The organism is Moorena sp. SIO4G3, assembly GCF_010692305.1.
GTDB lineage: Bacteria > Cyanobacteriota > Cyanobacteriia > Cyanobacteriales > Coleofasciculaceae > Moorena > Moorena producens_A.
Window position 1 is genome coordinate 1 of sequence record NZ_JAAHIG010000250.1, and the last position, 13,471, is coordinate 13,471.

General features: G+C 44.9%; 14 protein-coding genes and 1 pseudogene. 11 read left to right on the plus strand and 4 right to left on the minus strand.

Features of this window, described 5'->3' with window-relative positions:
- The 4 genes and pseudogenes from F6J99_RS31090 to F6J99_RS31105 all read left to right on the plus strand — a co-directional run.
- Positions 1–361, plus strand: a pseudogene (locus F6J99_RS31090) (ribosome biogenesis GTPase Der); the annotation flags it as partial.
- 8 nt (positions 362–369) lie between these two features.
- Positions 370–507, plus strand: a complete 138-nt coding sequence (locus F6J99_RS31095; RefSeq protein ID WP_293118738.1) for a hypothetical protein — start codon at positions 370–372, stop codon at positions 505–507.
- 4 nt (positions 508–511) lie between these two features.
- On the plus strand, positions 512–1,411 hold the full coding sequence (locus tag F6J99_RS31100; RefSeq protein WP_070393906.1) for an energy-coupling factor transporter transmembrane protein EcfT: 900 nt from the start codon (positions 512–514) through the stop codon (positions 1,409–1,411).
- A gap of 106 nt (positions 1,412–1,517) precedes the next feature.
- Positions 1,518–2,711: an S-layer homology domain-containing protein gene (locus F6J99_RS31105; protein WP_293118741.1), complete on the plus strand. Its 1,194-nt coding sequence runs from the start codon at positions 1,518–1,520 to the stop codon at positions 2,709–2,711.
- 309 nt (positions 2,712–3,020) lie between these two features.
- Here the strand turns inward: F6J99_RS31105 and F6J99_RS31110 are convergent, their stop codons facing one another.
- Positions 3,021–3,521, minus strand: a complete 501-nt coding sequence (locus tag F6J99_RS31110) for a hypothetical protein (RefSeq protein ID WP_070393909.1) — start codon at positions 3,519–3,521, stop codon at positions 3,021–3,023.
- Positions 3,522–4,295: 774 nt separating this feature from the next.
- Between F6J99_RS31110 and F6J99_RS31115 the strand changes: the two genes are divergently transcribed.
- The 4 genes from F6J99_RS31115 (at position 4,296) to F6J99_RS31130 (ending at position 8,906) form a co-directional block, all read left to right on the plus strand.
- Entirely contained in the window at positions 4,296–4,925 is a 630-nt protein-coding gene (locus F6J99_RS31115; RefSeq protein ID WP_070393910.1) for a L,D-transpeptidase, read from the plus strand.
- A 572-nt stretch (positions 4,926–5,497) separates the two neighbouring features.
- Positions 5,498–6,379, plus strand: a complete 882-nt coding sequence (locus F6J99_RS31120; protein ID WP_293118744.1) for a hypothetical protein — start codon at positions 5,498–5,500, stop codon at positions 6,377–6,379.
- Between the two features lie 98 nt (positions 6,380–6,477).
- Entirely contained in the window at positions 6,478–7,578 is a 1,101-nt protein-coding gene (locus F6J99_RS31125; protein ID WP_293118756.1) for a DUF1565 domain-containing protein, read from the plus strand.
- Between the two features lie 449 nt (positions 7,579–8,027).
- Positions 8,028–8,906, plus strand: coding sequence for a hypothetical protein (locus F6J99_RS31130; RefSeq protein WP_293118746.1), 879 nt, complete (start codon positions 8,028–8,030; stop codon positions 8,904–8,906).
- A 702-nt stretch (positions 8,907–9,608) separates the two neighbouring features.
- On the opposite strand, the gene F6J99_RS31135 is transcribed toward F6J99_RS31130, so the two are convergent.
- Complete coding sequence (locus tag F6J99_RS31135; RefSeq protein ID WP_070393914.1) at positions 9,609–9,989, minus strand: helix-turn-helix domain-containing protein; 381 nt, start codon at positions 9,987–9,989, stop codon at positions 9,609–9,611.
- A gap of 30 nt (positions 9,990–10,019) precedes the next feature.
- Complete coding sequence (locus tag F6J99_RS31140; RefSeq protein WP_293118748.1) at positions 10,020–10,442, minus strand: hypothetical protein; 423 nt, start codon at positions 10,440–10,442, stop codon at positions 10,020–10,022.
- A gap of 37 nt (positions 10,443–10,479) precedes the next feature.
- On the opposite strand from F6J99_RS31140, the gene F6J99_RS31145 reads away from it, so the two are divergent.
- The 3 genes from F6J99_RS31145 (at position 10,480) to F6J99_RS31155 (ending at position 12,664) form a co-directional block, all read left to right on the plus strand.
- Positions 10,480–10,638: a hypothetical protein gene (locus F6J99_RS31145; RefSeq protein WP_293118750.1), complete on the plus strand. Its 159-nt coding sequence runs from the start codon at positions 10,480–10,482 to the stop codon at positions 10,636–10,638.
- A gap of 446 nt (positions 10,639–11,084) precedes the next feature.
- Positions 11,085–12,266 (plus strand): aldo/keto reductase, encoded by a 1,182-nt coding sequence (locus F6J99_RS31150; RefSeq protein ID WP_365974578.1) that lies wholly within the window; start codon positions 11,085–11,087, stop codon positions 12,264–12,266.
- 215 nt (positions 12,267–12,481) lie between these two features.
- On the plus strand, positions 12,482–12,664 hold the full coding sequence (locus F6J99_RS31155) for a hypothetical protein (RefSeq protein WP_293118752.1): 183 nt from the start codon (positions 12,482–12,484) through the stop codon (positions 12,662–12,664).
- A 63-nt stretch (positions 12,665–12,727) separates the two neighbouring features.
- Here the strand turns inward: F6J99_RS31155 and F6J99_RS31160 are convergent, their stop codons facing one another.
- A complete protein-coding gene (locus F6J99_RS31160; protein WP_293118754.1) occupies positions 12,728–13,417 on the minus strand; it encodes a transposase in 690 nt (229 codons plus the stop codon).
- Positions 13,418–13,471: the final 54 nt, after the last annotated feature.

Consider the following 13,471-nt stretch of genomic DNA (forward strand, 5'->3'; position numbering starts at 1 on the left):
GGTCGAAACAATTTTGGATTTAGTTGATACCGCTGCCAATCAACATGGACGTCGTGTCTCTACCTCTGTAATTAATGAAGTCTTACAAGAAGCTGTTAGCTGGTACACTCCTCCCACCAATCGCCAAGGACGTCAGGGCAAAATCTACTACGGTACCCAGGTAAAAACTAAACCTCCCACTATTGCCCTGTTTGTTAACGACCCCAAACGCTTCAAAGACAACTACCGTCGCTACATAGAGCGTCAGTTCCGCCAACAATTAGATTTCACCGGTACACCACTACGCTTACTGTGGCGAGGCAAAAAAGTCCGTGATGGAGAAGAAGCTCAAATCAACCTCAATCGAGCTACCCGTGTTTAATAGACCTCTTGCAAAAGTATTTTTCTGATCGTGTTTGGGTAAATTCTTCTCCACTGTTCCCTGTTCCCTGTTCCCTGTTCCCGACTTCTGCAAGAAGTCTAATAACTAACCCCCTCGACTACTACCCACTCAGCACTCACCACTAACATCATGGACTTATTGCGATCGCTTCCGATCGGACTATACTTGGAACAACCAGTCACCTGGATGCATCACCTCGACTCGAGGGTAAAGATGGTTTGGTTGACCAGTTTTCTGATCGCACCCCTGTTGGCAAATCCTTACTGTCGGCTCGGGCTATCTTGCTTACTGATTCTAATCACTATTACCGCTAGGATTCCCTGGCGGGTGTGGCGTCAGCAAATGAGTTGGTTGTTGATGGTAGCATGTTTTGTTTTTCTGATCACTGCGATCGCTCCAGATGGTATGGCAATTGACCATCAAGTCAGACTACCTCCAGAACCTCAAGAACTCACCCTACCTCAACCTAGTGACTACCGTTATGTGATCTGGAGTGGTAAAGCGTTTTCTATGATTAGTCTTACTATTACTCGTCGCTCAATAGATTTAGCGATCCGGATCAGCACAACTCTATTTACCCTAGTTTACAGTTCCAGTCTCTTTCTGCTGACCACAGCACCAGAAGAAATTACCGCAGGTTTAGAAAGCTTAATCAAACCCTTACGGCGTTTGAATGTTCCGGTTACGGAAATTCTGCTGACCTTAACCCTTTCCTTGCGCTTTATCCCCCTAGTGCTAGAAGAAGTACAGAATTTAGCTCGTTCCATACGCACTCGTGCTATCAACTGGAAAAAACTAGGTCTGAGCCGAAGCTTACAAGTTTGGTTAATGGTTGCGGAAAAGCTTCTGGAAAATCTGCTGTTACGGGCTGAGCAAATTGCTAGTGCCATGACTGTCAGAGGCTTTACTAGTCCCAATGAGCATAAAGTGGAGTGGCATCAACTGCGTTTACGGTGGTGTGATTGGTTAGCAATGGCAAGTTTACTAGTATTTTGGGGAGTAAGATTAACCTGGGGTTGGAAAATATGAATCTTTTTTCAATAACATAGCTATGGTTTAATCTAGGTAAATTCAAGCAATCCCTAGGCTTTAAAACCGGGGAGAGCAGTCACAAGATTTGTATCTCAGCCATCCTATGACAAATCAATCACCGTCCGACCAATCATCATCCCCAACACCTCCTCAGCCAAGCCGCAAACCAATTCTAGAGCTTGATGAATTACTGGCAATTATCGTCGCCTTTGCCACTGTTGGTCTAATTTTATTTTGGGGCACAAAGGGCAACCGGGAAAAATTTAGCTTAAAATCCGTTGAGTCTTCCATAGCATCATCTGAGTCAACGGGGGAATCATCACTATTGCCAAGCCTTAAATCAATCACCGGTGGGGGTGATTCATCATCTGCGCCCTCGGAATGGTCCAAATCAAGAAATCGTTCTTTGTTTAGGGGATACTCACCTGATCCAGCTACCGGTTTCATGCTCGGGTCAGCTCAAGGTAAATCACCAGAGCAGTCAGAAACTAATCCATTCCTGGGGCTATTCTCATCGGGGTACTCATCCACAGGATATACCGACGGCACCATGGGCAAGGGCAAATTCCGATCCGATGGCAGTACTGACGGTAGCACAGGTCCAGACCAAGCCCGAGGCGGTAACAGTACTGACGGTAGCACAGGTTCTGACCAAGCCGGAGCATCATCACAAACTATCCCTATAGATGTTAGCGATTTCCGCTCGATTCAAGTACAGGAGATTCCTAATAATCATTGGGCAAGTCCATTCATGATACCTCTAGCCAGGGACAAGGTATTAATTAACTTACCTGATCAGAAATTTGTACCGGACAGACCGGTGACACGGGGAGAGTTGGCTGCTCAAATTCAAAAAGTGTTTAAAGAGCAGAAGAAGCGACAACGAGTAAATTACAAGGATAAACCTACTGATAAGTCAGCGTCTAAAGCCATTGATGAAGCTACTGAAACTGGCTTTATGTCAGGATATCCCGGACAGGAGTTCCGTCCTGAGCAAAAAGTTCCTCGTGTACAGGTTTTAGTCAGTCTGATTAGCGGTCTTGATCTTCAACCTTCATCGAATCCAGCGGAAACGTTAAAGATTTACCGAGATAAGAATCAGATTCCTGAGTGGGCGATTGAGAAAGTAGCAGCAGCAACAGAAGCGGGTATAGTTGTTAACTACAGTGACAAAACTAAGCTCAGACCCAATGAACCTGCTACTCATGCTGAGATGGTATCTATGCTTTATCAGGCTTTGGCCAAATCAGGTAAGGTTCAAAGGGTTCCCTCTCCATATATTGTAGCTCCACAATAGAATTATCAGTACCGGTTCAGGTAATAATTAGCTCATTTTAATCAACTTTCTTGATTAGCCCGGAGTTAAAACTCCGGGCGATATTTTTTATGGGAATAGAAGGAAAAGGTAACAGAGCAAAGGGGATTGTGACGGAAAAGAGCACTGGAAAAAAATCCTGTGTACCTCATTACTATCAGAAACTCTTGTTAAGCATCAAGCCAACCGTTAACTATCAACCATTGTGTTAATGCAGTCGTTGATGGTTTAAGTTCTGTATGCGATCGCATCCAGCCCCCTGAAAATCCCCACAGGTAGGCGCACCCGTCCCTACCACAGTGCTCTGACAGGTATCCCAATTCGGCTTGGAGGAGGAGTAATCACTCTTGGCTGTACAGGAGTGGAAATGACAGTTCTCCGAATACGGTTCACCCGTTCGATACGCCTCTGTTGGACAGACTCTAACACCTCGCTAACACGACTGGTAACCCTCGTAGTCTCTGAACTGGCCAAAGCACTGGAACTAACCACATTAACGATACGATTCCCAGCCATCAAGACTTGCTTACCTTCTATCAAATGCCATTGCCTGAGCTTGGAAGTGGGTAGCCAAACCGTTCTGCTGTCACCGTTGTCAAGCTTAATCTTTACTATATTGCCAACGATACTCTTGATAGTACCTTTGTCAAGCTCTTGCCCCCGATCTTGTTTCAGGATCCGGTTTTGGGCTTGTTCACCCATTGAGTTAGCCTTAGCAGGAGCCATAGCAAGGGTACACAGCAGCAATGACAAGGTAGTCCCTGTCCAGACATTCAAGTTTTTAATTTTCATAATCAACTTAACTTATATTTCTGTTAATCGAAGCATTTAAAATTAACTAATCTACTGTAAAATCTACGGAAAGAATAGATTCTTTCCGGAATACTTTATCCGTATAATTACTAATATTATTTGAGCCCAAACTCAATGATATTATGGGTGTTAAGGTTTTTGATAATGTGTAAGCATATGCGCTACGCGCACGCTGCGCGAACAGCAGTCAGCGGTCAGCCGTGAGCTTTTAGCTCACCCGTGCGCGTTCAGCCGTCAGCTATTTTCTTCAAAAGCACCTCAAGTAGGGTGCCGATAGCCCATAGGCTGATAGCACCTCAAGTAGCGTGTGTGGCACAGGCTTCTAGCCTGTGAAATACTGCATGAGCTGATAGCTGATAGCACCTCAAGTAGCACCATCTGTAGCGTGTGTGGCACAGGCTTCTAGCCTGTGAAATACTGCATGAGCTGATAGCTGATAACACCTCAAGTAGCACCATCTGTAGCGTGTGTGGCCCAGGCTTCTAGCCTGTGAAATACTGCATGAGCTGATAGCTGATAGCACCTCAAGTAGCACCATCTGTAGCGTGTGTGGCCCAGGCTTCTAGCCTGTGAAATACTGCATGAGCTGATAGCTGATAGCACCTCAAGTAGCACCATCTGTAGCGTGTGTGGCACAGGCTTCTAGCCTGTGAAATACTGCATGAGCTGATAGCTGATAGCTTACGATAATGTGGCTTTTCAAGTCTATAAAAGGGATGTTATAAAGTTGTTATAACTAAAAAATATTTAATAATGGTGAGAGATAAATTGCTATCTCGGAGCTTAATGCTACTCTGCTTGAGTATAGTAATTCCAATACTTAATGGGCAACAGCAGGTAGCTGCCTCTGAAAAAATAAGTAGTCCTGTTCCTACTCCCAAAGAGGTTTTACCTCAAAATCAATTGCCTGGAATTGAAGCCCCAAAATTGCCACCCCTTAAAGACCCGGATCTATATCTTCCTCTAGAAGAAGACTTGCCAGCAGAGGCTACTGAAATTACTCGTTTAGTAATTAAATTGAGTGAACGTCGTGTTTATGTCTATCAAGCGGCTCAAGTCCTAAACAGTTACCCAATTGCCATCGGTAAAGCGGGTTGGGAAACACCAACAGGCAATTTTGAAGTGCTCCAAAAGCTTCTGGAGCCAGCTTGGGAGCATCCTTGGACAGGTGAAGTAATTCCTCCAGGGCCGAATAATCCCCTTGGCGATCGCTGGATTGGTTTTTGGACTAATGGGAAGAATTATATTGGATTTCATGGAACAACTGCTGAGGAACTCGTCGGACAAGCTGTTTCTCACGGTTGCATCCGAATGCTCAATAAAGATGTCCGGGATTTATTTGAAAAGGTTGCTATAGGAACACCGGTAATCGTACAGCCTTGACATCCTCTACCGGAATAGGTTATACCGAGTTGCATTCAAAGAGAGTAGATTGCTTGCATAGGGAGATGGGGAGATGGGGAGATGGGGAGATGGGGAGATAGGGATAGAAAGTTGTACGTTTGACCGCAACTTAGTATTAATCCCCAGAACTAGCGAGTCCAGCCCTTAGCTCTTCATAAGTAAGCATATGCGCGAAGCGCAGGCTACGCCAACAGCTATCAGTTATTAGCTATCAGCTCTCAGCATTCAGCTATAGCGCGATTAGCGCTACGCGCACCCGTGAGCTTTTAGCTCACGGCTAACGGCTGAATGCTTACCTTCATAATTATTAATTTTTTGATAACGATGAGTTAAATAGACCCCACCCTTAGCGCACTACCAATTGATTTGCCCTCAACTAACCAAAGCGTGAAAGATTGCCCCGATAGCTCGAATTGTGCTCTGTTGCTTCACTTCCGGTCTTGGAGATTTTCACAACTTAAATCCGATTGTTATAGTGATTAGGGTATAGGTTCAACTTTCCGAGCCGGTCTACTATAAACGGGATTTCCAAACATTAAACGTATTTTTTTATGAGTAAATCAATAATTGAGTTAGTTGATGAACTGTCAACAGATAGCCTAACTGTAAAAATACTGAACGCACTGGATTTTGTGATCCCAGGGGAGTGGGAAAACCTAGTGGGGTTTAACCACACCATTCGCAAGCTAACTGGGGAAGAGGATTACGAGGTGATTACGAAAATTCGCGATCGCGCCCTCGCCATCTACGAAGACCCGAATGAGGGATACCAAAAAGCCGTTGGGATTTATCAAAAGTTTGACAGAACTGACAAAGCGATCGCAGCAGCCGCTTTAGCTGACAAAGTCGGGGATACCTTTAGGTGGATTCCGTTTTTACAGAAACTGACTCCTAAAGCGGACAAGCTTCAAGGGCTTGACTTGGGTCTGAAATTAGTGGGGGAACTACTAGCCCATAGCAAAATTCACAAGGTTGGCTTGAATCCCTTTGAATTTGCCAGTTCTATCCAGGAGAACTATGATAAAGCTGCTCTGATGCGCATGGTAGCTTTAGTGTGCATTGATGGGGTAATCCCTCTTGGTGCAGACTTCGTGTCTAAAGTACGAAATACCCTTGAAGATGGAGATCAATCATCCTTTTCCAACAATGATGAGTTTGAAGCCATCAGGGACTCAATCCCAGATGGCGATAAACAGGGATTCATTACTCAAACCTTTGATGCAGTTGGTGGCTGGATGGATAATCTAGTATCCTCTGTTGGATTAAGCCGTGATTCACTCTCCGACAGTCTCGGGGGTTTTGTAGAAATTGCCGATGACAAGTTAGACTATGTGGCGGCATTTCTAGACGCTAGCACTAACTACTATGAGCATACTGGCATACAAACCGTTGCGCGTCATTTAATTCTTCGTGCTGCTGAAGAAATTGACTAGGCTAGAGTGAACTACTATAGCGTTTTTCATAGTGATGAGAAACGCTATAATAGGCGAATAAAATTTTGCTCTCATCAAGTTAAGTACTAACCTTGACAATGCTGCAATACAAAGTTTATAAGCTAACTGAATCCCCTAACTTTGTATTAGTTGCTGCTGGATTAATTATGGCTTTAGCGGTAACAGGCTGTGAACAATGGGATTCATCTGGCAGGATAAGTAGACCAACACCAGACAATTTTCCTACTCGTAACTTACCGAGATCGAACCCTAGGCAGTCGCCACCAGCAATCAAGCAAGTTTTGTACGTGGATTCTCAACAGGGTACAGACACGGAAAATGCTGGTCTAACCACTGCTAATCCCTTCAAAACTATTACCTATGCCTTACAGCAAGCTCGTCCCTTAGCTACTATCCACCTAGCCCCAGGTCAGTACACCGTTGAACAGGGAGAAACCTTTCCCCTTAAACTCAAACCTGGGATGATTCTCCAGGGAAACAAGTCCGCTAGAGGTGAAGGAGTAGTTATAATTGGTGGCGGTCTTTACCTCAGTCGCACTTGGGCAGGTCAGAATGTAACGATATTGGCAGCTCAAGATGCTCAGATTCTGGGAGTAACTATTACTAATCCTAATACCAGAGGGAGTGGTGTGTGGGTAGAATCCACCAATCCCATCATTCGTAACAATACCTTTATCAATAGCGATCGCGAAGGAGTGTTTGTTAGTGGTAAAGGAAACCCTCTGATTGAAAATAATCGTTTTGCCAATAACCAAGGAAACGGTATCTCTGTAACTCGGGAAGCAACAGGAGAAATCCGGGGTAATATTATTGAGCAAACCGGTCATGGTTTGGCGATAGGGGGCAACAGTTCACCCTTGATAGTAAATAATCAGATTCGTGACAACATTGACGGGGTAGTGATTGAAGGGTCTGCACGTCCTGTGCTGCGCGAAAACCAAATTATCAATAATAGTCGGGATGGCTTGGTAGCGATTAGCCAATCTCAGCCAGATTTAGGCACTGCTAGTACTCCTGGTAACAACCTTTTTGAAGGTAATGAACGTTATGACATTTATAATGTTACTGGCAAAAAGCTATTAGTAATTGGTAATCAGCTCAAGGGGGATGGAGTTGCTGCGCTCCTAGAAGCTCAACCAAGTTCTCCTGAATTTCCTGTAGACTTTGACGTTAATTAGTTTGGCTCAGTATCCTACCTAAGCAATGCAGGGCTGTTTCTTGCGTCCGACTAAAATGTGATTGGTGGGGAGGTGGGGAGATAGGGAGATAGGGAGATAGGGAGATAGGGAGATAGGGGGAACAGAAAGTTGTACCTTTGAACGCAACTTAGTATCAAATAGCGTGCGCGTAGCGCATTAGCTGGCGTTGCTGAATCAAGGAATGAATGCCCGACATTTGGTTTTGGTCAAGCCCCCGTTGGTCCCCCAAATTTGGGGGACGCAAGAAAGTCTTGTTCCCCCCAAAATTGGGGGGCTAGGGGGGCAAAACCATACCCAGAATCAGCAACGCCCATTAGCTGATAGCTGATAGCTGATAGCTTACAGATTAGTTTCATGATTCCTTCACAATTGACATTTAGAATTGTGTATGTTTTCGTGAGAGAAGTTTATAGTTAAAAAAACTGAAAATGGGTCAATCAATTATTGAATTAGTTGATCAGCTTCCAGAGGATAATATAACCGTAACAGTACTGAATGTTCTGGATTTTATTGTTCCGGGGGAATGGGAAAATCTCGTCGGTTTTGACAATACGATTATCTCAATTACAGGGGAAACAGATCCAGATGTGATTGAGTCAATTCGCGCCCGCGCCCTTGAGCTATACGAAGACCCTGATCAGGGATACCAAACAGCTATCTGGATTTACCACACTCTTGACAATACTGACACAGCGATCGCAGCAGCAGCTTTAGCTGACAAAGTCGGGGATACCTTGAGTTGGATCCCATTCTTAGACAAACTGACTCCCAAAGCTGACACCGTTCAATCTATTGACTTGAGTATAAAACTGGTCGGAGAACTGATCGCTCATAGCAAGATTCACGGCCTTGGCTTTAATCCGGTAGATTTTGCTGCTTCTGTGACAGAAAACTATCATAACGAAGCTCTGATGCGGATGGTAGCCTTAGTTTGCATTGATGGTCTAATTCCTCTCGGTGCTGACTTCATCTCTAAAGTCCGAAATAGCCTGGATGAAGGAGGGGAGTCCGCTCTAGAAGATAATCCTGCCTTTGCAGCTCTGAGTGACTCAATTCCTGAATCCGATAAACAGGGATTTATCACTAACACCTTTGATGCAGTTGGTGACTGGATGGATAATTTAATTTCCTCTACTGGGTTAAGCCCTGAGTCACTGTTTGAGCGTCTGGGTGGCTTCATAGAACTTGCTGATGACAAGTTAGACTATGTAGCGGCATTTCTAGACGCTAGTACCAATTGTTATGAGCATACTGGGATTCAAACTGTTGCTCGTCATCTGATTGAGCGGGCAGCTAAAGAGATTTGAGGTAAGCTATCAGCTCTCAGCTCTCAGCTCTCAGCTATCAGCTCTCAGCTCTGAGCTCTCAGCTCTCAGCTCTCAGCTTTTGAATAAGCGATGCAGCGCGGTCTTGGGGGTTCCCACGGGGCTGGAGAGCGATGCAGTGCGGTCTTGGGGGTTTCCCCCACTCGCGCTTTGCATCAAGACAGGTGCGGACGCAGGTTCCGCACACAGACCCATGCGCCACTCGCTATTGCCGTGGTTTCCCCCACTCGCGCTTTGCATCAAGACAACAAGTAAGCATTGGAATAATCCTGACTGAAGTGCCAGCGTCGTTCGCCCCGCGTGGCCAAACGCGCCCCGCGTGGCCTTTTGGCCAAGGCCAAAGCCTGTGCCAAAAAGCTGTTCGCGCAGCGTGAGCCTAATGCTCACGGCTGATAGCTGACGGCACCTCAAGCAGCGTGCGCGTAGCGCATATGCTTACATTTAGGGCACCTTTAAATTATCCCAAATTAGGTTTTTTTTAAGCTGACTGCTGACTGCTGACTGCTGACTGCTGACTGCTGACCCCTTACAATTTTGGCAATTGGGATCAGTAATAGGGAATCATTAATATGACCACGATTCCCCATTGACCGAGGAGCCATTATCGAATAAATATAAAGATTATTTTTTAGGTGCGCCCTTACTTGGCGAATTTAATTCTTAATGGTAAGAGCGCACCTGAATTTATTTTTTCCTCTTTTTGTGGTGTCTAAAGTTTTTTTTACGGGTTAAATTCAAACGTTTAATCATCCTATCGACTGTGGAATGACCAATTAACACACCCGTTTCTTCGGCTAACCAAATCCGGAGTTCATCTAAGGTAGCATCATTGTTTTTGATGACCAGATCTCGGAGAATATTTAATTGCTCTGGGGTAAGTTTTATCGGAGTTTGTTTAGTGCGAACTTTGGGAGCAATATTTCCGGTTTCTCGATACTGTTTGAGTAATTTTTGAACAAAGCTTAAGGCAACATTAAACTGTTTAGCCAGCTTACGTTGAGAGATATTGCCTTGATTATAAGCATCAATAATTTTTTGTCTAAGATCAACAGAGTAGGCTTTCATGGTTTTTGAGGAGAATTATCTGAGCTATCCTCATTGTACCTGACTAGCGTGGGTATTAGCTAGAGCCGATGGGAAAACCTTGGAACCTGGAAAGCTGACAGCCGTCAGCTGACACCTGTAGCTTATTTTATTCAAAAGCTGTTCGGTGTAGCAAGCACTATGGGGATAAACTATTCCCATAGCGTTGTCACAGCCTTTGGCTGATACCTGATAGCCGAACAAGAAGCGTGGGGGTAGCGCACACTTCTTGTTCGGCTTAGTGGCTATGGGTAAGCTACACTGAACAGCTTTTGAATAAGCGATGCAGCAAGGGAACAGGGGAGGCAGTGCCGACCTGTGGGGGGAACTCCCACTCGCGCTTGGGATCAAGACAACAGGTAAGCATCCGAATAATGCTGAGTTACGGACAGCTAAAGGCTGAATGCTGACGGCTGAATGCTGAGGTTTTGACACTCCCCGCCCTGGAAGGACGGGGATTCTTGCTTGGCCTATGGCCACGCTACGCGAACAACGGGGTGACTTGTTATCCCTTGCCGGAGCCAGGAAAAATAGAGGTCTCCTCTCCACAAGCGTGTTTAGTCTTCGACCTAGGTTTCGGTGTGCCGGAAACGAAACCTTAGAAGAGTGGAGCCTTAATCAAAAAGGTTAAAACTTTTTACTCATAGCCGACTAACTATAAAGGCTCCACTCTTCTTACGGTAACTTCTAACCCCACCGTACCTTACCTTTTTTTTACATATAGATAGATACTTTTTTTATCTAATTTTTTTTCATAGACTTTTAAGTCGTTGTCTTGATGCAGTCGCTCATGGGGGAAACCCCCAAGACCGCGCTGCATCGCTAGACCAAATTACGCAATATGTATCTCTTACATATTTTTTACGTTGTCTACTTATGATTAGATAGTATTTATCTAGTGTTTAGTTTTTTGTTTATAATTTTATCATAACACGCAGTGCGAAAACTGTCAAGTTTTAACTTAATCAAGAAAGCCGTCCTATAAGGACGGGGCTTTAAACCCAAAATTTTTGGTAAAAATAGTTAGATAATCAAAGAGCAGACACTAGCAGCTGGGTGATTCAAAGCACGTTTATGATGCAATATCGAAGATTTGGGCGTACAGAATTACAGATGCCAGTCTTTTCCTGTGGTGGTATGCGATACCAGTTCAAGTGGCAGGATGTTCCCAAGGAGCAAATTCCCCAAGATCATCAACAGAATCTCGAAACAACAATCCGCCGTTCTCTAGAGCTTGGCATTCATCACATAGAAACTGCTCGTGGCTACGGTACTTCTGAGATGCAATTAGGAGAGATTTTGCCAAAATTTCCCCGAGAACAACTGATTGTTCAGACTAAAGTTACTCCTAAGCCAGATCCCAAAGAGTTTTGTCGTAAGTTTAATCAATCCCTCGCTTTCCTAAAACTTGACTATGTTGACCTACTGGGAATCCACGGGATTAATACCCCTGAGTTGCTAGATCAGACTATCCGTCCTGGTGGTTATTTAGATGTAGCGCGACAGCTTAAAGCAGAGGGTAAGGTACGGTTTATTGGATTCTCGACTCATGGTCCTACAGATGTGATTGTTAAAACCATTGAAACGGACCAGTTTGACTACGTTAACTTGCACTGGTATTACATTAATCAGTTAAATTGGCCTGCCATTGAAGCCGCTACTCGTCACGATATGGGGGTGTTCATCATTAGCCCTTCCGATAAAGGGGGTATGCTCTATAAACCACCACAACGGTTAGTGGAACTTTGTGCTCCCCTTAGCCCAATGGTGTTTAATGATTTGTTTTGTTTGAGCCATCCCGAGGTCCATACCTTGAGTCTAGGGGCATCTCGACCTTCAGATTTTGATGAACACCTCAAAACTGTAAAACTTCTGGAGCGCTCAGAAGAAGTATTACCGCCGATTTTAGAGCGTTTGGAGTCAGAAGCGATCGCAAAATTGGGAGAAGACTGGTTCCGAAGTTGGGACATTGGCTTACCCACCCATTCAGAAACCCCAGGCGGTATCAATATTCCAGTGATTTTGTGGTTGAGGAATTTAGCGATCGCGTACGATCTGGTAGAGTATGCGAAAATGCGCTACAACCTCTTAACTAATGCGGGTCACTGGTTTCCTGGTGCCCAAGCCAATCGGGTCAGAGAATTAGACCTGAGGCAGTGTTTGCGTAACAGTCCTAATGCTGATACAATACCAGATTTTTTGGAAGATGCCCATAACTTATTAGGGGGTGAACCAGTCAAACGCCTCTCCCAACAATAATTAAACCAACCTATTAATGATTATCAATTGTTAATTGTTAATTTTTAATTTTTAATTAACTATCAACCCAGAAAGATCCAGAAAGATCAGTATTCAACCAGACACCACCTTAGGGACTTGGGTGTAAAAAAAATACAAATTCAAGTAGGGTGGGCAAAGTAATATTCTCTAGAAGACTTATTTGAACCAAACTGTGTCAGCCATGCAAAGCGCGAGTGGGGGAAACCACGCCAGTTGCTCATGGGGGAAACCCCCACAGGTCGGCGCTGCCTTCCCAAGACCGTAATGGTGCGTTTTCCGTAGGCGAATTAAATTCGCCACGGGTCGCACCTCTGCATCGCTTTTTGCCCACCCTACAAGCTAAAAACTGGTATTTTATTTTTTTGCTACTCCCTTAAGTGACGCACTCCCACCGCTAAGCTGGCGCTATAGCGTGGGCTTCTTCATCCGTTCGCCAAAGGCTAGGCCATAGGCCAAAGACTGAGAAGCGATCGAGTGTCCGTGCCGTCCCTTAGGATAGACACGATTTGCTTCGTGGTACTATTGTCCATATCGCCAGATACGACTAGCTTCCCACTACGCCGTTTTATACTTGGGAAAACGCCCAGCCCAAGTCGTTTGAGGTTGATTGCGGCATTCACATCCCGGTCAACCAAAACCTTTTCAACCGGATCGTAATACTTTCTGATTGAGCAATCGGTAAATATAACTTCGTTCCGATAACTCAGAATCATTGATGAATACGCCGGTTTTTGTTTGATAACCACTGCTCCAGCTTTTGAGGCTATGTAGTCCAGTGTGGTTAGAAATTCACCAAACGCCGCGTTAACCCGCGACTTGTTCAGCCCAGACTTAGCCGATTGGCCGTTAGGCAAATACGTCCCATCAGCGGCTTTGTTGGGTTTATTTCGTTTTGTCAGTCCCTTGATATTTAGCAACTCTAGGAAAAACACTTTCTTGCCGGTTTTCACCAGCTTGTGAGCCAGGTTGTAACGGTGATTCATGCGCTGCCTAGCAATGCGTTGATGTATTCGAGATTCACGCTTAGCTAGCTGGCGACGGGCTAATGAACCTTTACTTGAACTCTCCACGGTTTGAAAACACGTGGATTCTAAGCGGATGTCGTTTCGCGGGTTAAAACCACGCTGCACGACGCTTCACGATACGATCTAGATAACGAGTCTAATTTGTACCGTTGTGGCAGG